Raw genomic sequence first — 23,980 nt, 5'->3', positions numbered from 1 at the left:
CTCTCTGTTGGCACCACATCGCTTTCACGGTTCACCTTGAGAGACGCGAGCTCCTGGCCTGACGGTCGACCGCGGCCAGGAGCTTGTCAAAGGGTTCATTGAAGAGGCGTAACGCTTCTTCCAAGAGCGTATCCGTTGCCTCTTTCATGAAAATGCCAACTCGTTCGAGCGTGTCCATGGTGTCGTGCGCATCTTCCACATTCTCGAGCAGACTTGCACGCGGACGTCCATGGTCGCGGAAGGCATCGAATGTCGCGGGGGGAATGGTGTTTACCGTATCAGGACCGATCAGCTCCTCCACGTAGAGGACGTCACGATAATTCGGATTCTTCGTGCTTGTGCTTGCCCAAAGAACCCGCTGGGTCATGGCTCCCTTTTTTGCCAAGGCCTCCCAGCTCGGATTGGAATAGATCTCCTGGTAACGTTGATAGGCCAATTTGGCGTTGGCGATGGCGACTTTCCCCATGAGACTTCGAAGTAAGGCCTGCTCGCCTTGGTCTGTCGAGGCTTGGAGGCGGGTTGAGATGAGCGCATCAATGGCGGTATCGATTCGGCTGATGAAGAAACTCGCCACGCTGGCAACTTTGTTCACATCACCGTCCCGGGCTGCTAATTTTTGTAATCCCGAAACGTAGGCATCAGCAACACGCTCATACGCACCTTGGGAGAAAAGCAGTGTGACGTTGACGTTGATCCCTTCACTGATGAGCTGTTGAATGGCGGGAATACCTTCTGACGTCGCGGGGACCTTCATCATCACATTGCTACGCCCGACCGCCTTCCAAAGGCGATGCGCTTCTTCAACCGTGCCGTCGGTGTCACGGGCAAGGTGTGGAGAAACCTCTAAACTCACATAACCATCTCGCCGCTTCGTGCGCTCATACACAGCTCGCATCACATCGGCGGCATCTTGAATATCCTTGATCGCCAACCGTTCGTAACGGGCCTTGGCATCCAACCCCTTCCGCATGTCCATGTTCTTTAGTGCCTCTGAGTAGTCGGAGCTTCCGGTGATGGCCTTCTCAAAAATCGCGGGATTCGACGTGACACCTCGTAGCTCATCATCCTTCACGAGACGTTCCAACTCGCCGCTAGTAATAAGGCTACGCCGGATGTAATCCAACCAAACAGATTGCCCGAACTCCTTTAGCATGACTAGGGGATTGGTGTTGACCCGCGAAGCAACCATGGCGTGAATCTCCTTCATAATATTCCTGTGCAAAACGTTCATACGGTCAGGGAACTATTCATTGGATCACAAAAGTCCGCGCAAGCTCTTGGGGCACCAGGCACAATAAAAAACTGTCTTATCACCACCGAGGTGACCACGGATTTTTTCTCTTTCACGATGCACCCCAATATCTTACGGGTCATTTTTGCGCCCACCTGCCGTTTCTAGGGTCAAGGAAGCCACAAGATCATGGCTTAAAGGATTTTCGCCTGAAGATGGATACCAGTCGATCCGGCCTGCCATTGTGAGTATTCGACCGTTGAGGGTTGTCTGAAGGCCGGAATGTACCAAGATTGGTTGAAGGCTGAACGTTCCCGCCTTTATCTTGGGCGGAACTGCTGAGTGATATGTGTTGATGGGCAAATCCGGCTCAATCAGATTTCCAGCCTGGTACAACTCCAATCCTGATTCCGTTGACAGCACAAATAATTCTTGCGCTGATGCCGGCACCGGCGAAGTGAGTAACAGGCTGAAGGTGGCAGCCAATATCCAGGCCATGGACACGATCGAGTTTTTACATTTGGATTTTTTACAAAGTAGTGGATCCATGATCTGTTTTCCTCCTCTCATTGTTTGGCCGGGTCTTGAGGTTTCCCAGATTCAGCCAAAAGTTTATTTGCTTTGGCTGCACGACTTTCTTTTTCTATTCCTTGGGACAGTTGGTCAATTTGAAAAATCCCTTGGCCGAGTAGGCCTTCCATTCGTGAGCCAAAACCGCAGAGGTATTCATCAACACTGTCGTGGTGATCAAGGTGGGGATGAAGAATGAAATGTTGTATGTCATGGCGTTGCTCCTTGTATGGTGGGCCTCATCACGTTTTATTTCTTGTTTTAGATTAAAGACGGAATTTGGCCTTCCGCATTACAGCTAAAGGGAGCGAGGCGGAGATACATTCACGAGATTACTAGAATGGGTACATTCACAGTCCATAAATCCGTGGTTTTGGCAGCAGGTCCCGCATGCTTGGAGGAGGTCCCGCTTGAGAGCCTGTCGGGCTCGATGCAGACGCACCCTGGCGAGATTGCCCGTGATTCCCAGATCTTTGGCGACGTGTTCACGTGATTCCCCGCCCAGATCAATTCTCTGCAGAATTTCGGAATACTCGGGTTTGAGCGCGGGGAGGAGCGCATGGAAGCAGGCGCATACGGCTTCGGTATCTACATCAAAGGCCTTTTGAGATTCGGGTTGCAGATGAGCATATTCGGCCTCACCCTGACGCCGGGTGATTTCCCTGCGAAAAAAGTCGGCCAGCGTGCTGTTCAGGACTCGGTAGAGCCAGGGGATGGCGCGGTCCGGGTCTCTCAGGTCCGAGGCCCTGCTGATGGCGCGAAGATTGAATTCCTGAATGACCTCTTCCGCCGTATCCAGGTTTCCCAGGCGATGGGTGAGAAACCGGAAGAAATCTTGCCGATTTTCCGTGAGCACTGCTGCTACGGCTGGGGCTATGTTCTTCGAAGGTTTGTTGAGGGGATTTACCTGCATGTGTATCAACCTTTCTTTAGGGTCGAGCTCGGAAAGAAATCGCATGATAAGTCTTCGATAATTGTTATTTTAATGCCTCTCAGAAAAGTGCACACTGTTAAACATTGCGTGCAAAATCGCAGGTCAAAAGGAGTCACTAAACCCCAGTGTTACTTTCCTCGAATGACGAAATTTCACCGAATCGGACTTAACCAGCTAGTACGGCAAAAATCAAAACAAAGCTCAGGAGACACCCCATAAAAACGAAAAGGCTCCGCTCCCAATGGGAGCGGCAAACTGAACATGCCACGACACACTATAGCAAGTGAAACTCCCCGCCCAAAGGGCGGGGCTTCTTAAAAACCTAAAACAAACTATTGCTTTCGTTCGCTCCGGGCTGCCATTCATCCCCATGCAAAGCACGGGGCTTTCCTGGCAGGTTTAGTAATTTAACTTTTCGTTCATACACTCCATTTAAATATGCGTACGAATCCTGGTCTTTGACAGGACATGAAATTTGTAGCTGCGGCATCTCATGCCGCCTCTTCGTTTGCATCCCCGACCCATGAAAATGCTCGAAGAGGGCACGATGAGATCGTGCAGCTACAAAAGAAAGGCAACACGGGACCTCTCGCTTTTGAAAAAAAGTAGTCTTCATTCGTCTCATTTGAAAGTTAAAATACTATAACTATCACCGAAACGAACGTGGAAGCCCCGACCTTTTGGCGGGGCTTCCCCCCAAAAAATCCTATATGCTTTTCAATTCTTCAATGAGCAAATTCTGAAATTCTTTTTGTCGGCACGGCAACATTCATTATTGCAATGCCATACGCTTATGCGATGCCGTACGCCAGCATGGCATCGGCGACCTTGACAAAACCGGCAATGTTCGCGCCCCTCACATAGTCTATATGCCCGTCCTTTTCCTCACCGTACACCACGCACTGTTGATGGATATGGGCCATGATGTCCTGTAAACGATGATCAACGTCTTCACGCGTCCATGGGAGACGTTGTGCATTTTGACTTTGTTCCAGACCGGATACCGCTACCCCTCCAGCATTAGCCGCTTTGGCCGGTGCCAATAGGAGGTCCGCTTCGCACATATAACGGACGGCTTCCATTGTGCAGGGCATGTTGGCCCCTTCGGCAACGAGTTGAATGCCGTTTGTCACCAGAAGCTTTGCGTCCCCTTCCGCCAGCTCATTTTGTGTCGCACAGGGGAATGCCAAGTCCGCCGAGACCGACCAAGGACGTTGGCCCGGATAAAATGTCGATGTCGGATATTGTTCGGTGTATTCACTGATCCGGCCTCGGCGTTCCGTCTTCAGGGTCATAACCCAAGCCAGTTTGTTTTGGTCGATGCCGTCCGGATCATGAATGAATCCGCTTGAGTCAGAGAGGGTCAATACCTTGGCACCCTCCTGGACCAACTTTTCAGCACAATACAACGCCACATTACCCGAACCGGAAATAATGGCGGTCTTGTTAGCCAGGGTTTTATGGTGTCGAGCCAACATATGTTTCGTGAAATACACCACTCCATAGCCCGTGGCTTCAGTACGGATCAGGCTGCCGCCAAAGGCTACTCCCTTTCCCGTCAACACGCCAGTAAAGCGGTTTTGCAGACGTTTGTACTGACCAAATAGGTAGCTAATCTCTCTTGCCCCGACACCAATGTCGCCGGCGGGCACGTCAGTATCCTCACCGATATGACGGGAAAGTTCCGTCATGAGCGATTGGCAAAACCGCATCACTTCGCGGTCGCTTTTGCCCTTCGGATTAAAGTTACTGCCTCCCTTAGCGCCCCCCATCGGCAAGCCGGTCAACGCGTTTTTATACACTTGCTCAAAACCCAAAAATTTCAACACACTTTGCGTCACACTGGGATGAAAACGCATGCCACCTTTGTAAGGACCAATCGCATTATTGAATTGCACCCGCCAGGCGCGGTTGCAACAGATGCTGCCTTCATCGTTTTCCCAACAGACTCGGAAAATGACGATACGGTCAGGCTCGGTCATGCGTTCCAGAATATGGCCATCTCTATATTTTGGATGTTCCAGTACATAGGGCATGACCATTTCGGTAAATTCCTGAACAGCCTGGTGAAATTCGTACTCCGCGGGATTGCGTTCCTGTATGCCGGCGTTGAATCGGTCGATCTGTGCTTGGATATCTTCGGCTAATGTTGTCACGGTGCGCTCTCCATAAGCGATAGAATTCTCATTCAAAACCATATCCGCACGCCTGTCACAAATCGAACCTGACTCGGGTCTCCGTCCTCTTGCCGCACGAGAGCGGCGGTCTCTCCAAAACTTCTCTCCAGGGATACTCCCACGTAGGGCGCGAACTCGCGTCGGATTTCATAGCGCAGGCGCACTCCCCCTTCGAGGTTGTTGAGTCCGGATCCTGTCGTGAACCGTTCGACGCGTTGGATCGCAAGATTCGTTTCAAGACGAAGCTGGAGGATCAGTTGTTGACTCAACAACAAATCTTTGGTCCCCGTTAAGCGGGCGGACACGTCGCCGCTCTGACTAATGAAGAGGGCCGACTCGATTTCGTAGTTATAAGGCACAAGGCCCTGCAGCCCGATCACCGCCAGCCCGCGCGTGACGTTGCTTCCCTCGAATGATTGCGTTTCCAGGCGAAGGCCCACCTGAAAGTCGTAATACTTCTGAATGAAACGGCCATAGAGCAGTTGTGAATCGACATCGTAGTCTGCTTTAAAGGCACTGTTTTGCTGTCCTTCGCTTTTGAACCAGATGCGGTGGTAGTCCCCGCCATACCAACCTTCGATGTCCCATCGGTAATCGCTATCACTTCCCGTTCCCCCTATGTTTGGACGGTACTCGAGAACGTCGGCGAGAAAAAACAGGTGGTTTTCCTGATCCGCAACCGGACTGGGCCAAACAGGCTTGGGTGATACGTGTGGTACAGTGTGCTCCTCTTGAGTTGAACCCCCGGGGATGGTCTGAGCGAAAACGATTGAGGCGTCAGGTAGCACTGTCCAAAGACCTAGCACAGCCAGCCATAGAATGGGGCGAAGAGACGTGTTCATGATTGCACCTCTGCTTCTTGGCTGGTTACTTCCACGATTCGGAACATCCCCGCTTCCATATGGAGAAGCAAGTGGCAGTGAAAGGCCCACCGTCCAGGGGCGTCAGCCGTGATCGCGACGGATACCCGTTCGGCTGGTTTGACCACGACCGTGTGCTTACGTGGCAGGTAAGCTCCCGTGCCGTTTTCCAGGTGCATCCACATTCCGTGAAGGTGCAGGGGGTGCTCCATCATCGTGTCGTTGATGAAGGTCAGGCGTAGCCGCTCGCCGTAACGGAAGTGGATCGGCTCCTTTGCGTCCGAGTATTTCTTGCCGTCGAACGACCACATATATCGCTCCATGTGGCCCGTGAGGTGGAGTTCGATCTCCCGTTGCGGTTCCCGTTGGTCGGGGTAGGGTTCCAGGCTTTTTAAATCGGTATAGACCAACACGCGCCACTCGCTGTTATCCAACCCTCTGCCGGGGTTCCCACTTTGATTCCACGAATACTCTGCGACGGATTGGTTGCCGGTTCCGTGATGATCGGGCCCATGCCTGACGGGCGTACTGCCGGGTATCGTCCCGTGCTGTGGATCGTCCGACCCTCTCGCTGACTTATGGGGCATGTCTGGCATATGTTGGATAGCCTGGTTCCCGTGCATCCCCATTTCCTGATGGGTTGAGTGGCTCCCCCCATCATGAGTGGGTTTGCTCATGCTGGACATGTCCATACTTCCCATGTTCATTCCTTCCATGACCATGCCCATGTCGGCCATGGTGCGGAGCGGCCTCGGACGACGTTCGGGAAGCGGGCCGGTCATTCCCGCGCGTGGAGCCAGCGTGCCGCGTGCGTAGCCGCTTCGATCCAAGGTTTCGGCAAATAGGGTATAGGCCCGAGCCTCTGTGGGTTCGACGATGACATCATAGGTTTCTGCCGGTCCGATGCGGAATTCGTCCACCACCACAGGCTGGACGTTTTGTCCGTCCGCTTGAACGACCGTCATCTTGACACCGGGAATGCGCACATCAAAGAAGGTCATGGCTCCAGCAGCAATGAAACGCAGACGCACCCGCTCGCCAGGTCGAAAGAGGCCTGTCCAATTACCGGAGGGTGACAGACCGTTCATCAAGTAGGTGTAGGCATATCCGGTGACGTCCGCGAAGTCCGTCGGGTCCATCCGCATCCCATCCCACATCAGGTAATTTTGAAGTGCAGGCCATAACCCCAGGCGTCCAACGTCGGAAAGGAACTCGTAAGCCGTTCGTTTCTGGAAGTTATAGTAATTGCTTAGTTTCTTGAGTTTGGAGAACACCGCTTCCGGCGACTCGAACGTCCAATCCGAGAGCACCACGACATAATCGCGATCATAGTGAAATGGTTCCGGTTCAATCGGATCGATAATGATCGGCCCGTACACGCCCGACTGCTCCTGACCCCCAGAGTGACTGTGATACCAATACGTCCCGTTCTGCTGAACAGGATAGTTGTAGGAAAAGGTAGAAGCTGGTTTGATGCCGGCAAAACTGACACCCGGCACGCCGTCCATATCCGGTGGAAGAATCAATCCATGCCAATGAATGGAGGTATCTTCTCTCAAACGGTTAGTAACGTTGAGGCGGATTGGTTGGCCTTCCTGCAGGCGGAGCAAAGGGCCGGGTAATGTGCCGTTAATGGTTTTCGCAATTCCAGTTCGTTCTCCAATTTGAAAGGGTGTCTCGGCGATGGTGAGATGCATAACGTTTCCATCCAACTGTGAGGGAAGGGTTGCCCGTGTCCCGCTTGCCCAGACATATGAAGGAATGAGGCGAGCCATGGCCGTGGTCAGTCCCAAAGCTCCGATGCCTTGCAATAACGTACGCCGTGTCACCACATTATTTTGATTGCTCATTTTAAGACTCCGTTGTGTTCTTTCCAGGTTATTGACTTTTTCATCCTGCAGATTTTTTACTAGGGTTTAATGTTGATGCCCCGTGTGCCCATCCTGAGCTGGTTCTTGAGTCTCTGGTTCCACCGTTCCATATTGACGAAATGGTGGAGCATTCCAAATCGCAGGGTGGCCTGGCGCTAAATTGGCCACTTCAATAAAGTGAGGTTGTGCTGCTAACAGCGACCCTTTCCGATAGAGCGTCAGTCCCAGATGGTAATGAGCCTCTGCGAGTTTGGGCTGGGATTGAATCGCTTCTTCGTATTTCCGATCGCTACCATCCACGTGCGTTCAGCAGAAAGGCGATTGCCTTCGATGATCAATGGCATGCCCAAAGGACTGGCATGCTTGGGTGGGGACAGCGGTGCTTCTTTTGTGGAATGCGATGGGCCAGCATATCCCTCTACCGCCAGCGCACCCAGTAGGGACGCTACCAATAACCGGTTTATTGAGTTCATTATGTGAATGATCAATCGCAACTCCTTCCTTAAGGTTCATGATGTTCAGGTATGGGATGTTCTTCCAACCCTGGCATGGCTGCCTTTTTCCTTAACTCCCATCCTCTCCAAATGATGTAAATAGCCGGCAGAACCAGGAGCGTGAGCAGCAAGGTCGTCACCATGCCCCCAATCATCGGGGCCGCAATCCGCTTCGTGACATCGGCCCCACTGCCATGGGTCCACATAATGGGAAGCAACCCGGCAATCGTCGACCCGACGGTCATGAGGATGGGACGCACTCGCTTCGTACTCCCTTCTATGACGGCATCGACCAGATCTTTCATATCGGTAAGCCGGCCTTCAGCAGTCCAGCTGGCATAGGTCTGATCCAAATAGGCAATCATGATAATCCCAATCTCAGCTGCCACTCCAACCAAGGCAATAATCCCAACCCAAACGGCGACACTCAAGTCGTATTCGAGAAGGTATAGCGACCAGATAGCCCCGATTGCAGCAAAGGGCACCGAGAGAAGGACGATGAGACTCCTGGCGATGGACCGAAAGTTGAGATAGAGCAGTAAAAAGACAATGAGGAGAGTCAGGGGTACCACATACATCAACCGAGCGGCGGCCCGTTGCATATACTCGTACTGCCCGCTCCAACCCAGATAGTACCCCTTAGGTAATTGGACTTGTTGAGCCACGATCTTTTTGGCCTCATCAACATAGCCCCCGAGGTCTCGTCCGGCTATGTCCACATAGACATACCCGACCAACATCGATCCCTCGCTTTTGACAACTGTCGGCCCCGAGATCAGGCTGACCTCCGCCAACTGGGTAATGGGAATCTGCTGTCCGTTCGGTGTGGACACTAAGACTCGTTTCAAGTCCTCCAGCGTGTTGCGGAATCCACGGGAATATCGCAGGTTGATAGGGAACCGCTCCCGTCCTTCGATGGTTGTGGAGATATTCGTTCCGCCGATTGCCGATTCGATGACCCGTTCCACGTCCCCAACCATGAGCCCGTACCGAGCAATCTCTTCTCGGTTGACCTTGAAATAGACGTAGTACCCCCCGGCCGTGCGCTCGGCAAAGATGTTTCGTGTGCCCGGAACATCCCGCAAGACATTTTCGATATCCCCGCCGATTGTTTGAATGGTTTCCAAGTCCGTCCCAAAAATTTTGATTCCCAAGGGGGTGCGGATGCCGGTTGAGAGCATGTCGAGGCGACCTTTAATGGGCATCGTCCAGGCATTAATCACTCCGGGTATTTGCAGCGCCTTGTCCAGCTCGTTTTCCAAACGATTAATCGTCATTCCCGGGCGCCATTGATCTTCGGGCTTCAGGTTGATCACGGTCTCCATCATTTCCAACGGAGCGGGATCCGTGGCCGTCCGAGCCCTGCCGGCCTTCCCGAATACCTGGGACACTTCGGGAAATTGTTTGATGATTCGGTCGGAAACCTGGAGGATTCGCTGCATTTCCGTGATGGAAGCGCCCGGCAGCGTCACCGGCATATACAAGAGAGTCCCTTCATAAAGCGGCGGCATAAACTCGGATCCCAGTTTCAGAAACGTCGGTCCAGTGGCGACCAAGCCCAACACGGCCAAGAGTAACGTTGTTTTCCGAAAGCGGAACACGAGATGGGCCACGGGTTTATAGATCGCGATGAGGAAGCGAGCAATTGGGTTCCGCTCTTCACTGACAATTTTCCCTCTGATTAACAAGACCATCAATAAGGGGACAAGAGTAATGGACAGTAGCGCCGCAAACCCCATCGAGAAGGTCTTGGTGTAGGCGAGTGGCTGGAACAGCCGTCCTTCCTGCGCTTCCAAGGTAAAGACGGGTAGAAATGATACCGTGATAATGAGGAGGGAAAAGAAGAGTGGTTTACCAACTTCCTTTGCGGCTTCAATAATGAGACTCACACGATCCCCTCCGGGACCACCATGCTGCAGCTTCTTGTGCGCGTTTTCGATCATGACGATGGGGCCATCCACCATCGCCCCAATGGCGATGGCAATACCACCGAGGGACATGACATTTGAGCTAATGCCCAGGTAGTACATGGCGGTAATTGACATGAGGATGGCTAAAGGGAGCGTCAGAATGGCGACCAAGGCGCTTCGAAAATGAAGGAGAAACACAATGGTGATCAAGCTGACGATGATGCTTTCTTCGATCAGCTTCTCCTTGAGGGTATCAATGGATCGCAGAATCAATTCAGACCGGTCATAGGTGGAAACAATCTCAACACCTTCAGGCAACGAAGGGGTCATTTCCTGAATTTTGGCCTTGACCCGTTCAATGACCCCAAGCGTGTCCTCCCCGAATCGAATCACCACGATACCGCCGGCCACTTCCCCTTCGCCATCCAGTTCCACGAGCCCCCGCCGTATATCAGGACCCAGTTCGATTCGCCCCACATCCTTGAGGAGGATGGGGGTGCCTTTGGCATTCGTTCCCACGGCCACCTGCTCGAGATCTGCCACGGACTGCACATACCCGCGTCCCCAGACCATGTACTCCCGACCGGTGAATTCCACCACCCGGCCACCGACATCGTTATTGCTCATTCGAATCGCACTCACAATTGAATCTAACGGCAGGTTATAAGCCAGAATGGCATTGGGATCGATATTGACCTGATATTGCTTCACATACCCACCGACACTGGCCACGTCCGATACGCCGGGAACCGCCTTCAGCCAATACCGGATATACCAGTCTTGAAGGGTTCGGAGTTCCGACAAATCATGCTTGCCCGTCTTATCGATCACAGCATATTCGTATCCCCACCCAACGCCAGTCGCGTCTGGACCCAGGGTGGGAAGGACGCCCTCTGGCAAGGCTTTCAACGCTTCATTCATATACTCCAGGATCCGACTTCGAGCCCAGTACATGTCCGTGCCATCTTCGAAAATGACGTAGATGAAGGAGAGGCCAAAAAAGGAAAACCCTCTCACGACTTGGACCTTGGGAGCGCCCAGCATGGTGGTGACAATGGGATACGTAATCTGGTCTTCGACGAGTTGCGGGGCGCGTCCCGGCCATTCGGTAAAGATGATCACCTGCACATCAGACAGATCCGGGAGCGCGTCGAGTGGGGTATTTTTGATGGCCCAGATCCCCCAGGCGGTCAGAAACACCACCATGAGCCCGATCAAAAAGCCATTTCTCGCACTGGCACCGATAATCTTTTCAATCATAATAAGCCATTCTCAAAATTTCGCTTATGGTTTCATATCTGACATTGCGTCCGAGGAATCGTCACCCTTTTTGGGCCCCATATCCATTCCCGGCATCATCATACCCGTTGCTGACCCAAGGGCACTTTCCGAATCAATCAAAAAGTTGCCACTCGTGACGACCATCTCGCCTTCCTTCACCCCTTCAAGCACTTCATACCACTCACGGGATCTCACGCCCAGAGTGACGTTCCTGGCCTCAAACATCCCTTGGCCTGTATCCACGAACACCACCTGCTTCGTACCGGAATCCAATACCGCCGTGTTAGGAACCACAAGTCGATCCCCCAGCGGGATTTCCAGCGTCACATTGGCAAACATGTCAGGCTTGAGCCGCCAGCCGGGATTGGGCAATTCGAACCGGACCTTCACCGTTCGGGTTTTAGGATCAAGGACCGGATAAATATAGGTCACGGTTCCCTTGAATATTTCGTTTGGAAAATAGGGAAGGGTAATTTGTGCTTTCTGCCCTAATTTGACGTAGGGAATCTCAAACTCATACAGATCTGCCAACACCCAGATGTTGGAGAGGTCCGCCAAGACAAAGGTGTCTGTGGAAGGCGTAATGTATCCGCCTTCGCGGACATTCATCGTTAGGACATACCCCGAAATGGGGGCATGAAGAGGAAGGGTTCGTAAGACTTTGCCTGTTCGCTCTAGGTCCTCAATATGATCGGGGGTAATGTCCCAAAGAGAAAAACGCTCTCGGGTGGATTGCAATACCCTTCTTGCGCTGTCCGCTACTTCAGAGAATTCGCTATCTCCGAGTGTGCGAACGGCCTTGAGTGCTAGCAAATATTCCTCCTGGGAGGAGACCAGCTCCGGGCTATAGATCTCGAAGAGCATTTGGTCTTTTTTGACATCTTCCCCCGTAAAGCGGACATACAGCTTCTCCACCCAGCCCTCCAGCTTAATGTTCACATGTTCCAGGTTCCGTTCATCTACATCTACAAGGGCTACAGTTCGAATGGTGTGCGTGATTGTCAGTGATTTAGCCTTCTCGGTTTTCACCCCGATAAGCTGTTGTTTCCGAGCATTGATCATGACCGACTCGGGTTCCTCTGGCTTCATGCCTGCTTCCCCGCCAGTCGAAGACATGTCCATGCCCTGATGCTCTGATTTGGCGGTTTGAGTTTCCCCGCCAGGAAGATGAGCAGTATGTTTCTCAGTGCCGGTGGACCAGTAGTAAAAACCAATGCCTGAGCCTAGAACAACGGCGATGATTCCGATGATTATCCAGAACCGTTTGGAATGTTTGCTGTGCGCCTCGTCCTGCCTGAATGGCCGGATGTCATCCGGGGTTTCAGCTCGATCATTATCCTCTTCACGAAGAGGCGATATTTTTTTAAATTCACTCATGGTTTCCACCTTGCAATGGTATAGCGACGGCCTCTTCCAGCTTGGCGATGGCGATTTCATGAGCAACCTTTTCACGATGCAAATCGATTTCATCCCGTTGAAGCCTGAGAAGGTTGTCGAGCATCGTGAGAAAATCAACTTTTCCCACACTATAGCCGGCTATCGATGATTCCAGGGCCAGAGAAGCCTGTGGAATGATGGCTTTTCCCAGCAACTTGACCAGTCGTTTCGCACGTTCGGCACGGACAAAGCTGTCTTTTACCCTGAACAAAACGTCTTGAGTTGCAGTCCGATGATCCTTCCGTGCGCTTTCAAGGCTAGACAGGGATTCCTTCACCCCGAATTGCTGTTTAGTCGCATAGTAGAGAGGAACTTTGATTCCCAACATTCCAAAGGCATCTTGTTGTTCATCTGACCGAAATGATTGCATGGCTCCGAGGCCCACAAAGAAGTCGGGATAAAATTCCCGGTTGGCCAGGTCAACCGCGGATTGTCCTTGTTCAATAGCCCTGCCTTGCGCCTTGATGACCGGCGAATTTTTCGTGGCGTATTCATTCAACTCGTCCAAGGTGTAAAGAAGGGGCGTGAGTTGCGGCTCCTCCGGTGCCCCCAACTGGGCGGCAGGAGGTCGGTTCAAAATTCGATTGATGTCCGCGTGCAAAGTCTCTTTCTCCTGGTTGAGCGTCGTCAGTTCCTCAAGTTCCCTGGAAAGCTCAACCTGTGCCCGGAACAGGTCTTGCTGAATTCCCTTGCCGACCTTGTACCGAGCCTCGGCTGTCTTCTCAAACTCTTCGAGAATTTTAATATTCTTGCTGACGATCTCAATAGATTTGTGAACGAAGTGTAGAGAAAAGTAGGCCTCCTTGAGTTGGGCAATAATCCGGAGTTTGATTCCCTCATATCTCTCACCAATCCGATCCGCTCCCTTGGCCGCCACCTCTCCGCGAAGATCAAGTTTCCCAGGGAACGGGAATTCTTGCTGCACGGCCACGCGTCCTTCTCTCATGATATCCGGTCCACGATAGGCTAACCCCACGATTGGGTCTGGCAATGATTCGACCTGAGACGGAACTGACTTTGCCGCTTCCCATCGCTGTTTAGCTGATTGGATCTCCGGGTTTTGCTGAGAGGCTTCCTGGACAAGGGTTTGAAGTTTGAGAGGAGGCTCCGCAGCAAGAGCTGACATTTCCGTAACGCCGAACAAGAGCACCCCTAGGACAAGGGATCGAACGTGGAAACGCTGGTGCAGATATATTCTCATCATGGCCTTCACCCTGAGTTGATAGTGGAAAAAATGGGACCACTGGACGCAGAACCCGACGGGTTTCATTGCCCTGCAAGGAACTAGGTAGTGGGAGCTCAATTCAGAAAGACAGAGAAGAGGAGGAAGAGCAAGGGATAGGAAGAGGTTTGGGGAGCAATGCTGGTGAAGAGATAATTGGAAAAAGGAGATTCGAAGATATTGTCTAATCCCTTAAATTGCAAAAGAGAAAAAACGTCATAGGTTAAATCTTTGGACTGAATTTCAGCATTTTTGAACTGATCCAGACAGTCATCACTTGAATTGATAGGCGTGGGAGGCAACTGGTGGGATTTGGATGGGGAGTGATGGGTGCCTGCTGGTGATTCTGTCATTGGGCAGAATAACCCACTCCCACACACCAGAAAGGCCACGAGGAGGAAAGGAACAATCAGCCGAACTCTTTGTATTATTTTTCTATTCATTGAAATGCCTACTGACAAAATACGGTGTTACTTATTTAATCGGACAGCCTACACCTTATGTTTAATTTATTCAGCAAAAAAAATGCCAAAGTTCATCATGAGAACCATTTCAATATGTTGTAACATCAAGTGGTGATTAAAATCCTTAGCCAATGTTGCCATTCTACTCAAGACTTTAAAAATCTAACGTACCAAAACGCCTCATTTCTCTTCCAGGTTTTTTTGCACCATCGCAATTTTTTTGATACCACATGAATCTTTCTTTCCTAAATCTCATCTGCTCTTTTCTGCCTCAATCCCCAACTCCGCCAAAGAAAATAGATGGCTGGAATCACCAACAGCGTGAGAATAATTGTTGACACCATCCCACCAATCATGGGAGCGGCGATGCGTTTCATGACATCCGCACCCGTCCCTTGACTCCACATGATAGGTAGCAGGCCTAACAGAATCGCGGAAGCGGTCATGAGTTTTGGTCTGACACGAAGCACCGCGCCTTCAATGATGGCTTCACGTAAATCGGCCAATGTTTGAAGTTGGTTTTCCTGTTGCCGACGAGCGCAGGCGTTATCAAGAAACATGATCATGATCACACCGGTTTCGGCTGCCACACCCGCCAAAGCAATAAGTCCTACCCAGACGGCCACGCTAAGATTATATCCAAGATAATGTAAGTACCAGATGGCACCAACCATGGAGAATGGGACAGAAAGAAGGACCAGCAGGCAGCGAGGTATGGACCGAAAAATAAGGTACAACAACATGAAAATGAGAAATAGTGTTAAGGGAATGACGATCTGAAGTTGTTGTTGAGCCCGTTCGAGATATTGGTATTGCCCTGCCCATTGTAACGAGTACCCATCTGGAAGTGTCACGTGTTCTTGAATCAGTGCCTTGGCCTTCTGGACATAGCTTCCTAGATCCTGCCCGGCGACATCGACAAATACAATGCTGGCAAGAGATCCATTCTCGTCCCTGATTGATGGTGGACCGGTTGTCTTAGAGATGGTAGACAGTTGTGCGAGTGGAATATGTTCTCCTTGGGGTGTTGTCACGAGAACACGCTTGAGGGCATCAACATCCTGGCGCAGTTCGCGAGGGTACCGAACGTTAATGGGATAGCGTTCACGGCCTTCCACAGTCCAGGTAATATTTTTTCCGCCTATAGCCGATTCAATGACATCTTGAACATCTGCCACGGTCAACCCGTATCGGGCTGCTGCCACGCGATTCACGTCAATGTCCAAATAGTATCCTCCGGTGACCCGTTCGGCATAGGCACTCCTGGTTCCGGCGAGGGATTGAAGGAGGCCTTCAATCTGTAAACCCAACCGTTCCAGTGCCTCCAACTGAGGTCCTAAGATTTTTATTCCCAGACTACTGCGGATACCGGTGGCGAGCATTTCTGTTCGGGTTTGAATCGGCATCCACCAAATGTTCGGCATTCCAGGAAGTTTTACCCGCTGGTCCATTTCCGCAATTAGCTTGTCCCATGTCATGCCTGGCCGCCATTCTTCCTGGGGTTTTAATGCCACAATGGTTTCGGCCATATTTAATGGAGCTGGATCTGTAGCGGTGCGCGCCCGGCCCATTTTCCCCATCACCCGGTCCACCTCGGGAAACTCCTTCAACAATCGATCCTGAGTTTGAAGAATCTGACTGGCTTTCTGAACTGACAGGCCCGGAAGAGATGTGGGCATATACAACATCGTGCCTTCGTTTAATGGGGGCATGAATTCAGCTCCAAGCTTTTCATAGAGGGGGACTACCAAGATCATGCTTCCAATCGCGAGTCCTACCACCAGCCATCGGATACGTAACACGCCTTTCACGAGGGGGTGGTACATCCAAATAAGCAATCGGTTTAAAGGATTTCGACGTTCTGAGGTAATCCGACCCCGAATGAACCAGCACATCAACAAGGGAGCCACGGTGATCGAGACCAGAGCGGCAAAAAACATGGCAAACGTTTTCGTATAGGCAAGCGGCTTAAACAGTCGTCCTTCCTGTGCCTCCAAGGTGAATATGGGCAGAAAAGAGACTGTGATGATCAGCAAGGAAAAAAAGAGGGGCTTGCCTACTTCTTGGGCCGCCCGAATAATAATTTCCTCTCGGGACCCGATTTGACCCTGTTGCTCCCACTCTTCTAAACGCCGGTGCGCATTTTCCACCATGACAATGACCGCATCGACCATGGTCCCAATCGCGATCGCGATGCCTGAAAGTGACATCACATTCGAGCTGATCCCCAGGTAATACATCGCAATGAAAGACAGCAACACGGCTACGGGCAGCAAAAGAATCGGCACCAGCGCTGACCGAAGGTGAAAGAGAAAGACCAAGCTGACTAGGCTGACGACTATGCTAATTTCAATCAGCTTTTCTTTTAATGTGGCGACGGCGCGAAGGATCAGGTCAGACCGATCATACACGGGAACCACCCGAATGCCTTCGGGAATAGACGGTTTAATTTCTTTCAATTTCTGTTTCACCCGGTCAATCACTTCAAGGGCATTTTCTCCGTAGCGCATGATGACGATGCCCCCCACCACCTCTCCCGTTCCATCCAGTTCTGCGATGCCTCGCCGCATATCTGGCCCAATCGTGACGTGAGCAACATCCTGAACGGTAATCGGCGTGCCGTGCTGGTCCGTGCCAAGGGGTATGCTTCGGAGATCATCCTGGGAACGGATATACCCTCGTCCTCGCACCATGTATTCCCGTTCACTGGCCTCAATCACCCGTCCTCCGACCTCGTTGTTGCTTCGGCGGATCGCCTGGATGACCTCGGACAGGCCAATGCCGTACCCTTGCAGTTTTACGGGGTCCACCTGCACTTGATACTGCTTCACAAACCCACCAATCGATGCCACCTCTGCGACACCTGGCACGCTTTGGAGCCAATAGCGCAGATACCAATCTTGAAATGATCGCAGATCGGCTAAACTGTGTTGGCCGCCCTCATCTACCAGGGCATACTGAAAGACCCAGCCAACTCCTGTGGCATCAGGGCCTAGTGTGGGAGCGACTCCTTCAGGGAGTTTATCCGTCACGCCTTGCATATATTCCACGACACGACTTCTTGCCCAGTACATATCGGTCCCATCTTGAAACACGATGTAGACAAAGGAGAGACCAAGGAAGGATTGTCCTCGCACATATTTAATCTTTGGGGCTCCCAACATGGAGGTGACAATGGGGTAGGTGATTTGATCCTCAACCAAATCCGGACTGCGACCTGGCCATTCGGTAAACACAATCACCTGGACATCTGACAAATCGGGCAAGGCATCAAGAGGCGTTCGAGCCACGACCCAGATTCCCCAACCCATGAGAAAGAGAACCAGCAACCCCACCAAAAAACCATTGCGCCCACTCCAACCTATGATTCGTTCAATCATTGGGGAGCTTTCCTTTCGGCGTTTTTCATATCCATCTTCTTATCCATCCCACTCATATTCATGTTGCCCATGTCCATCTCGCCCATCTGGGCCTGTTCCATTTTGACACCGCCCATCCCCAACGCTCCCATCATGTTACTCGTGGCCATGAGCTTGCTTTCCGAATCCAAGAGGAATGTGCCGGATGTCACGATGCGCTCCCCTTCTTTCAAACCGTCAGTCACCTCGAAGAAGGAACCCACCTTTGGCCCGAGCGTGACCTCTCTCGGTTCAAACATCCCTTTCTCTTGTGCGACAAACACGACTTGTCGAAGTCCCGAGTCGAGCACAGCCTGGTCCGGTATGGCTAGCTTGGGTTCTCGCTCCACTTGGATGAGAACCGTGCCATACATGTCAGGTTTGAGCCGAATATGTGGATTCGGAAATTCAAGGCGTATCTGCACCGTGCGGGACTCTTTGTTGAGATAGGGGTAAATATAGGTCACACGTCCGGAAAATGTTTCTCCCGGGAAGGCTTCCAGGGTGAACGTTGCCGATTGTCCCATTTGGATAAAAGGCAGTTCATATTCATACACATCAGCCTGAACCCAAATCGTGGAAAGATCGGCAATGGTATACATCGTCATTTCAGGTTGAACAAACATGCCCTGAAACGCGGTTTTGTCAATGACATGGCCGCTGATGGGGGAAAATATCGTCACGGCGTGGTTGGGTGTCCCTTGAAACTCCAAATCCTCGATCTGGTCATCAGTCAACGTCCACAGGCGCAACCGATCTCTTGCCGCCTCAAGGACTTGTTGGGCCTGGTGGTGGACATCAGGGACTGGACTTGCTTGAACCTCTTCTATGGCTTGCAAGGCCAGCAGATATTCCTCCTGTGTGGCGACCAACTCAGGACTGTACAGAGTAAAAAGTGGCTGGCCTTTGTGAACTGCCTTGCCGGTGAAATCCACGTAAAGGCCTTCGATCCAACCTGAAATCCGAAGATTGACATAGGCAATGTGCTGTTCGTTATACGTTACACGCCCGGCGGCTCGAACTGTCGTGGAAAGACGACGTTTCTCCACCAGTGCGGTTTGCACGCCAATCATTTGTTGTTTGAGAGATGACACCATCGGTGAGGCCTGCGCAGACTGCATAGCAGCCTGATCTGACATGGTATTCATTTCCATGCCTGCCATCTTCGGCATGTTTTGAGTGCCAGGCTGAGAAATCACTGTCGCAGTGCCACGGGGGTAAAGTCCCAGCTTTTCGTTTACCCACCATCCACCCCCAACTAGGGCCACTATCCCGAGGGCTATGGCCATCCAACGGATTTGGTTCAGAGAGCGTTCTTGCGTCTTCATGACCAAACCTTCCTTTTCATAATTCCGTCCCGACGACTCGTTCCAATTTTGCCAGCAACTGTTCCCAATCCACGAACGCTCGGACAAATTCCAACTGATAAGTGAGCAAGGCCCGATCAGCTTCAATGAGATCCAAAAAGTCGTTGCGATCGGTTCGATAGCCGGCAATAGCTGCCCTCAACGTGAGCTTGGCCTGAGGAAGAACGGTGGTCTGATACAGGTCGAGAATCTTTCTCTTTGCCGTTATCCGTGCCATCAGGTCTTGAATCTGGAACCGCGTCTGGTTTTCCAACGTTCTTTTTTTGAATTGTGCGACTTCCCGGTGGGCCTTGGCTTCTCGAACGCCAGCCTCATATTTGGGCTTCGTCCAAAAGGCAAACGGAAGGTTGATGGACACAATGCCGCCGAATCCATCTTCTTCATTGCGGTTCAGCCAGCGCTGCGCCTCAACTCGAAGGTGGGGATAGGTTTGGAGTTCTGCCAGTTTGATCGTGGCATCAAATTGCTGCACTGCCAACGCAGCTTCGAGGATTTCCGGCCGCTGCTGAACAGCTTGGTTTTGAAGATGCTCCAATGAAAGGGTCTTGGGCTCACTCATCGGTTCGAGAGGAACACCCAACGAAGCCTCAGCATCACGATTTAAAATCGTGTTGAGGTGAGCCTGAGCTGTCTGCTTTTGCTGTTCAAGAACAGGAAGGTGCTGAAACCACTTCGACTGTTCGACTTGAGCTTTCAATACATCCACTTGGGTCCCTTTGCCGACACGGAACTTGGCTGTCGCCGCATCAAAAAATTGCTTGAGACGCTTGGCCTCCTGATGGTGAACCTCAATGGCCTGGTGGGCATAAAACAGTTCATAATACGCTGTCTTCACTGCCGCAATGATTTCTCGTTTCTTTCCCGTCAAACGTTGTTGCGCTTGCGCCACGACTTTCTCGGCAATGTGTTCCTGCTGAGATAAGGTGCCGGGATAAGGAAATTGTTGTGAGAGTCCGAAGATGGTCCGGTCCGACCGTGTCACATCCAACGAGTTTGGTGTATTCCATAGGCTAAGGGTTAATTCGGGATCATCCAATGATTTACTTTGCGGAACGCGCTCAATCATCGCTTCAACCAGGGCTTGTTCCGCTACCAATTCCGGATTGTTTTCAAGCGCTTCTTGAATGAGCGGACCAAGTTGTATGATCTCTTTGCTTGAAATCTGAGCCCCTGCCGAGATGGGCCAAGGCAGTCCAAGCAAAAAGGTGCTGAGCAACAACCACTGCCAGTAAAATCTTACTGGTTTCATATGATTCTCCAATCCGAACCAGCCCTTCTCTTCTATGAAAAGAATGGGGAGATAGAGAAAACTAGGCTCGACAATCTTTCCTGATACAACAGAAAGATTGCCTTTTAATCTGTTAACTCAGAAAATTAGGGGGTGTGAAGAGAAAACGAGGAGGGTATCAAATACGAAAAACTGAAATGAGGACAAGAGTATCCTTCGGGGGCACAACTTGCCCTCTTGTAGCTATGGGTAAGAATTGACTACTCGTAACAAAACCGGGAAAGAAAAAAGGAACTTTCTCAGCAAGTACCAAATTTGGAATGTCTGGAGAGGAAATATCCGGTCCGGATTGGACCGCGAGGGATTTAAACCCCTGACAAAATTGCGAAGCTGGTTCTTCCCCCGGGGTGGTGCAATCACTCCCGTGGCTCACTTTCATGCCGCCATAAATCGGAACAAGGCAAGCATAGGCATTGAAGCTGAGGGAAAGAAAGAGACCAACAAGAAACACTATTAAAATTCTTCGTGAGTTTCTCATATTGTTTTTCATTATATTCCCGCAACGCTGCTTCCGCAAGGAAAAATGAAGGAGTCCAATTCAATCTATGTCGAAACCCTCGGGAAAATTATTTTCCAAATCGCCCTTGACTCTCCACTTAGCTGGAGGGTTTATACTACAAAAATATGAAGACTTTATTCATTGGAACTATCGCTAAACAGGCGGGGGTACCCATAAAAACCATCCGATACTATGAGGAGGTAAGATTGCTTCCCCAACCAGTACGCACTTCAGCAGGATATCGGACTTATGCGTTCCCCATAATTGACCGTCTGATGTTTATAAAGAAAGCCCAAACCCTTGGGCTCACGCTAAAGGATATTAAAACCTTCTTAGACCTGGCTGACCGGGGACATTGTCCATGCGGCCATGTGCAACACACACTCAAGCAAAGCCTTCAAGGACTTCGTCGGAAGATTGCCGACTTGAAAGAAATCGAAAAGAAGCTCGTGGGTGCCATGCGTCAGAAGTGTCCACCGGATTTCAAACCAAGCGGATCAGCTATTTGCCCCAAAATACAACGTAAAACTAAACAAAGGAGGGTCGTGAGATGATTGAATCGAAGAAAGTCTCATTATGTCCAGCATGTGGAGCATGCCCTGAAGTTGTTCTCAACCAAAGTTCAGAAGAAGTTTTAATTGGGGAAGAAGGAAATTTGACGAAGCTAAACAAAGAGGCCTGGAACACATTGGTGAAAAAAATTCGTGCAGGTGAGTTGGCAGAGATGTGATTGGCCAGATCCCAAAAAATCCAGCCATTCTTGTTGAATTTTATTTGTGTGTTTTATTCCACAATGTGTGGTAGTCTAAATTACTGAGCCGGAAAACCCGATTAGATATAAAGTGAAACTCCCCGCCCAAAGGGCGGGGCTTCTTAAAAACCTAAAACAAACTATTGCTTTCGTTCGCTCCGGGCTGCCATTCATCCCCATGCAAAGCAAGGGGCTTTCCTGGCAGGTTTAGTAAGGAATATTGGGTAAAAGAAATGTTTAACACGTTTCTGAGAGCATGGTTGATTCTTTGGGTAGTTATCCTACCTTGGGTTCACATCCATCCTGAAGCCGATCATGCTCATGGGATGTCGGGTCACACTCATGGTGGAACCTACCACACGGTTTTATCTAACACCCCCGTTTGTGCCTATGAAGATCATCAACATCATCATGATTCTTTTTCACCAGGGGAACCGTTTGGAACTCCTGACTCCTCAACCCACCTTTCACATGGCCTTGAGCACTCTACCTACAGCTTTTCTGTTCTCAATTCCTCGATCGATCCGATTCTTGAAGGTTGTGTGTCGGATTCAACTTCGGATTCAACTAGTGATGGTGTTGTTGCTTGTGAAGCGGAAACACCGTTCTTATCTGTTATTTCTCGAATTGACAGGTCCCCCGCTAAAACACCACTTTCGAGTTTACCCCCAACACGTTCCCCTCGCGCTCCTCCAATTCTCTCCGCTTAATTTCCTTTTGAGTTTCTGACTCGAACAAATCTTCAAAAGTCTGAAATGGTACAAGAGGGAAAATCATTTCTTCCCTTTCATTTTTATGTAGAAAATAACGTTCTCCTGTAGCTGCAGCATCTCATGCTGCCTCTCCCGCGCGCCAGAGAGAGGCGCCATGAGATGGCGCAGCTACAACAGACGTTTGGACAGGTCAAGGCATTTTCATTCTGCAGATTGGTCCGCCGCTTACGAGGGACAGACATCATGACGCGAAAACAATTGAGATACCTATTCCTTGTGCTTCTCTTGCTGAGCTTGGGGAGTCATCCCGTCGATGCTGTGGAGTCGTTGACCGTAGAGCAAGCTGTCAAGACTGCTCTTGAGCGCAATCCCGATCTCCTGGCTATCCGACAAGAGGTGGAAGTGGCCAGAGGGCGTGAAGTGAGGTCCCGGCTCTTCAATCGGTTTAATCCAAGTCTCAATGGTCAGGCGTGGAATCGAAATAATCCGGGATCAGGGAATGAATCGGATTTTCAGGTTACGCTGTCACAAGAAGTGGAGGTTGCCGGGCAACGTGGACTCCGAAGAGAGGCGGCAACTCGAAGTGTGACCCGAGTCGAAGCCCAGGTCAAGGATCGCGAGCGGGTTATCACCGGGCAGGTGACACGCGCGTTCTTCCAAGCGCTCACCTTGAAAAAACGCCTTGAATTGAGGAAGGAAATCGAGAAATTAAACCTGCGTATCCGCAATGCCTCCAAAGCGCGGTTCAAAGCCGGCGTGGCGCCTATTATGGAATCCAACTTGGCGGAAATCCGCTATGGCCAGTCACGGAAGGAGACCTTCGTGGCCGAAGCCTTATTCCAAAATGCCTTGGTGGACCTCCGGCGGTTGCTGGGATGGGAGCCTGATCGCTCGATCGAGTTGAGCGGCCAACTCCGGAATTCACCCAAAGCCGTTCTATTGCCTGACCTTCTTCAGAGTGCACAGGCGCAGCGGCCTGATCTGATAGCCGCGAAAAGGGAGGTGGCCCGGGTAAAAGCCGCCATGGATCTGACCCGTCGGCTTATCGTGCCGAATCCCACGTTTCAAGGTTTCTATCAGACCGAAACCGAGGGACCTGAAGGCGCCAGCAAAATCGTGGGCGGAGGGGTCAGCATTCCTCTTCCCCTATTCGATCGGAAGCAAGGCGAACTCGTCACGCAGGGTGGAGAGCTCAATCGAAGCCGGCACCAAGTTGTCGCCGTCACTCGGAATATCGAGCGGGAAGTGGAAACGGCTTTTCAAGCGTACCAGGCGGCTCTTCAATCTGTAGAGGTATTTGAAGCCGAGGTGCTCGATCGAATCGATGAAAATTTCCGGTTTATCGAAATTTCCTACCGGGAGGGGAAAATCGGTTTACTGCAATTGATCGTGGTACAAGATGACCTGATCACCGCCCAACTTTCGTATGTGGATTCCCTAGGACAGTTCCGTGCGGCAGAGACGAATTTAGCGCAAGCGGTTGGGGGACAGCCGTAAGCAAGAGGAAAATTTA

18 protein-coding genes are annotated in these 23,980 nt (G+C 51.1%); 3 read left to right on the top strand and 15 right to left on the bottom strand.

Annotated features, from left to right (window positions below; genetic code table 11):
• Positions 1-31: 31 nt before the first annotated feature.
• The 15 genes from tal to PPG34_RS00020 all read right to left on the bottom strand — a co-directional run bounded on the left by tal (position 32) and on the right by PPG34_RS00020 (position 20,982).
• Positions 32-1,189, bottom strand: coding sequence for a transaldolase (gene tal, locus PPG34_RS00090; RefSeq protein WP_313831086.1), 1,158 nt, complete (start codon positions 1,187-1,189; stop codon positions 32-34).
• A gap of 174 nt (positions 1,190-1,363) precedes the next feature.
• Complete coding sequence (locus tag PPG34_RS00085; RefSeq protein WP_313831085.1) at positions 1,364-1,780, bottom strand: hypothetical protein; 417 nt, start codon at positions 1,778-1,780, stop codon at positions 1,364-1,366.
• A gap of 94 nt (positions 1,781-1,874) precedes the next feature.
• A complete protein-coding gene (locus PPG34_RS00080; RefSeq protein ID WP_313831084.1) occupies positions 1,875-2,015 on the bottom strand; it encodes a hypothetical protein in 141 nt (46 codons plus the stop codon).
• Between the two features lie 84 nt (positions 2,016-2,099).
• Positions 2,100-2,714, bottom strand: coding sequence for an RNA polymerase sigma factor (locus PPG34_RS00075; RefSeq protein WP_313831083.1), 615 nt, complete (start codon positions 2,712-2,714; stop codon positions 2,100-2,102).
• Positions 2,715-3,526: 812 nt separating this feature from the next.
• On the bottom strand, positions 3,527-4,891 hold the full coding sequence (gdhA, locus tag PPG34_RS00070; RefSeq protein ID WP_313831082.1) for an NADP-specific glutamate dehydrogenase: 1,365 nt from the start codon (positions 4,889-4,891) through the stop codon (positions 3,527-3,529).
• Positions 4,892-4,923: 32 nt separating this feature from the next.
• Positions 4,924-5,844, bottom strand: a complete 921-nt coding sequence (locus PPG34_RS00065) for a copper resistance protein B (RefSeq protein WP_313831081.1) — start codon at positions 5,842-5,844, stop codon at positions 4,924-4,926.
• Positions 5,751-7,622: a copper resistance system multicopper oxidase gene (locus PPG34_RS00060; RefSeq protein ID WP_313831080.1), complete on the bottom strand. Its 1,872-nt coding sequence runs from the start codon at positions 7,620-7,622 to the stop codon at positions 5,751-5,753. Before PPG34_RS00060 ends, PPG34_RS00065 begins: the two co-directional genes overlap by 94 nt.
• Positions 7,623-7,688: 66 nt before the next feature.
• Complete coding sequence (locus PPG34_RS00055) at positions 7,689-7,943, bottom strand: tetratricopeptide repeat protein (protein ID WP_313831079.1); 255 nt, start codon at positions 7,941-7,943, stop codon at positions 7,689-7,691.
• 202 nt (positions 7,944-8,145) lie between these two features.
• Positions 8,146-11,307 carry an efflux RND transporter permease subunit gene (locus PPG34_RS00050; protein ID WP_313831078.1) on the bottom strand — a complete coding sequence of 1,054 codons (3,162 nt, stop codon included), beginning with the start codon at positions 11,305-11,307 and terminating at the stop codon, positions 8,146-8,148.
• A 24-nt stretch (positions 11,308-11,331) separates the two neighbouring features.
• Entirely contained in the window at positions 11,332-12,705 is a 1,374-nt protein-coding gene (locus PPG34_RS00045) for an efflux RND transporter periplasmic adaptor subunit (RefSeq protein ID WP_313831077.1), read from the bottom strand.
• Positions 12,698-13,969, bottom strand: a complete 1,272-nt coding sequence (locus PPG34_RS00040) for a TolC family protein (protein ID WP_313831076.1) — start codon at positions 13,967-13,969, stop codon at positions 12,698-12,700. Before PPG34_RS00040 ends, PPG34_RS00045 begins: the two co-directional genes overlap by 8 nt.
• Positions 13,970-14,696: 727 nt before the next feature.
• Positions 14,697-17,831 carry an efflux RND transporter permease subunit gene (locus PPG34_RS00035; RefSeq protein WP_313831075.1) on the bottom strand — a complete coding sequence of 1,045 codons (3,135 nt, stop codon included), beginning with the start codon at positions 17,829-17,831 and terminating at the stop codon, positions 14,697-14,699.
• Complete coding sequence (locus tag PPG34_RS00030) at positions 17,828-19,177, bottom strand: efflux RND transporter periplasmic adaptor subunit (RefSeq protein ID WP_313831074.1); 1,350 nt, start codon at positions 19,175-19,177, stop codon at positions 17,828-17,830. Before PPG34_RS00030 ends, PPG34_RS00035 begins: the two co-directional genes overlap by 4 nt.
• A gap of 16 nt (positions 19,178-19,193) precedes the next feature.
• Complete coding sequence (locus tag PPG34_RS00025; RefSeq protein ID WP_313831073.1) at positions 19,194-20,465, bottom strand: TolC family protein; 1,272 nt, start codon at positions 20,463-20,465, stop codon at positions 19,194-19,196.
• A 157-nt stretch (positions 20,466-20,622) separates the two neighbouring features.
• Positions 20,623-20,982, bottom strand: coding sequence for a hypothetical protein (locus PPG34_RS00020; RefSeq protein ID WP_313831072.1), 360 nt, complete (start codon positions 20,980-20,982; stop codon positions 20,623-20,625).
• A gap of 146 nt (positions 20,983-21,128) precedes the next feature.
• Between PPG34_RS00020 and PPG34_RS00015 the strand changes: the two genes are divergently transcribed.
• The 3 genes from PPG34_RS00015 (at position 21,129) to PPG34_RS00005 (ending at position 23,964) form a co-directional block, all read left to right on the top strand.
• Positions 21,129-21,557 (top strand): heavy metal-responsive transcriptional regulator, encoded by a 429-nt coding sequence (locus PPG34_RS00015; protein ID WP_313831070.1) that lies wholly within the window; start codon positions 21,129-21,131, stop codon positions 21,555-21,557.
• Positions 21,554-21,733: a hypothetical protein gene (locus tag PPG34_RS00010; protein ID WP_313831068.1), complete on the top strand. Its 180-nt coding sequence runs from the start codon at positions 21,554-21,556 to the stop codon at positions 21,731-21,733. Before PPG34_RS00015 ends, PPG34_RS00010 begins: the two co-directional genes overlap by 4 nt.
• A gap of 977 nt (positions 21,734-22,710) precedes the next feature.
• Positions 22,711-23,964, top strand: a complete 1,254-nt coding sequence (locus PPG34_RS00005; protein WP_313831066.1) for a TolC family protein — start codon at positions 22,711-22,713, stop codon at positions 23,962-23,964.
• Positions 23,965-23,980 lie beyond the last annotated feature (16 nt).

This window comes from Candidatus Nitronereus thalassa, from assembly GCF_032191465.1.
GTDB classification, from domain to species: domain Bacteria; phylum Nitrospirota; class Nitrospiria; order Nitrospirales; family UBA8639; genus Nitronereus; species Nitronereus thalassa.
The sequence above is the reverse complement of the archived record's forward strand: the minus strand, read 5'-3'. Positions and strand labels throughout refer to the sequence as shown.

Excerpts from the sequence above, each read along its gene's own strand:
- PPG34_RS00020 (WP_313831072.1), bottom strand. The coding sequence starts at position 20,982 with ATGAGAAACTCACGAAGAATTTTAATAGTGTTTCTTGTTGGTCTCTTT.
- PPG34_RS00005 (WP_313831066.1), top strand. The coding sequence starts at position 22,711 with ATGACGCGAAAACAATTGAGATACCTATTCCTTGTGCTTCTCTTGCTG.
- PPG34_RS00050 (WP_313831078.1), bottom strand. The coding sequence starts at position 11,307 with ATGATTGAAAAGATTATCGGTGCCAGTGCGAGAAATGGCTTTTTGATC.
- PPG34_RS00035 (WP_313831075.1), bottom strand. The coding sequence starts at position 17,831 with ATGATTGAACGAATCATAGGTTGGAGTGGGCGCAATGGTTTTTTGGTG.
- PPG34_RS00060 (WP_313831080.1), bottom strand. The coding sequence starts at position 7,622 with ATGAGCAATCAAAATAATGTGGTGACACGGCGTACGTTATTGCAAGGC.
- PPG34_RS00040 (WP_313831076.1), bottom strand. The coding sequence starts at position 13,969 with ATGATGAGAATATATCTGCACCAGCGTTTCCACGTTCGATCCCTTGTC.
- PPG34_RS00025 (WP_313831073.1), bottom strand. The coding sequence starts at position 20,465 with ATGAAACCAGTAAGATTTTACTGGCAGTGGTTGTTGCTCAGCACCTTT.
- PPG34_RS00030 (WP_313831074.1), bottom strand. The coding sequence starts at position 19,177 with ATGAAGACGCAAGAACGCTCTCTGAACCAAATCCGTTGGATGGCCATA.
- PPG34_RS00045 (WP_313831077.1), bottom strand. The coding sequence starts at position 12,705 with ATGAGTGAATTTAAAAAAATATCGCCTCTTCGTGAAGAGGATAATGAT.
- PPG34_RS00075 (WP_313831083.1), bottom strand. The coding sequence starts at position 2,714 with ATGCAGGTAAATCCCCTCAACAAACCTTCGAAGAACATAGCCCCAGCC.
- PPG34_RS00085 (WP_313831085.1), bottom strand. The coding sequence starts at position 1,780 with ATGGATCCACTACTTTGTAAAAAATCCAAATGTAAAAACTCGATCGTG.
- PPG34_RS00015 (WP_313831070.1), top strand. The coding sequence starts at position 21,129 with ATGAAGACTTTATTCATTGGAACTATCGCTAAACAGGCGGGGGTACCC.
- PPG34_RS00080 (WP_313831084.1), bottom strand. The coding sequence starts at position 2,015 with ATGACATACAACATTTCATTCTTCATCCCCACCTTGATCACCACGACA.
- PPG34_RS00010 (WP_313831068.1), top strand. The coding sequence starts at position 21,554 with ATGATTGAATCGAAGAAAGTCTCATTATGTCCAGCATGTGGAGCATGC.
- tal (WP_313831086.1), bottom strand. The coding sequence starts at position 1,189 with ATGGTTGCTTCGCGGGTCAACACCAATCCCCTAGTCATGCTAAAGGAG.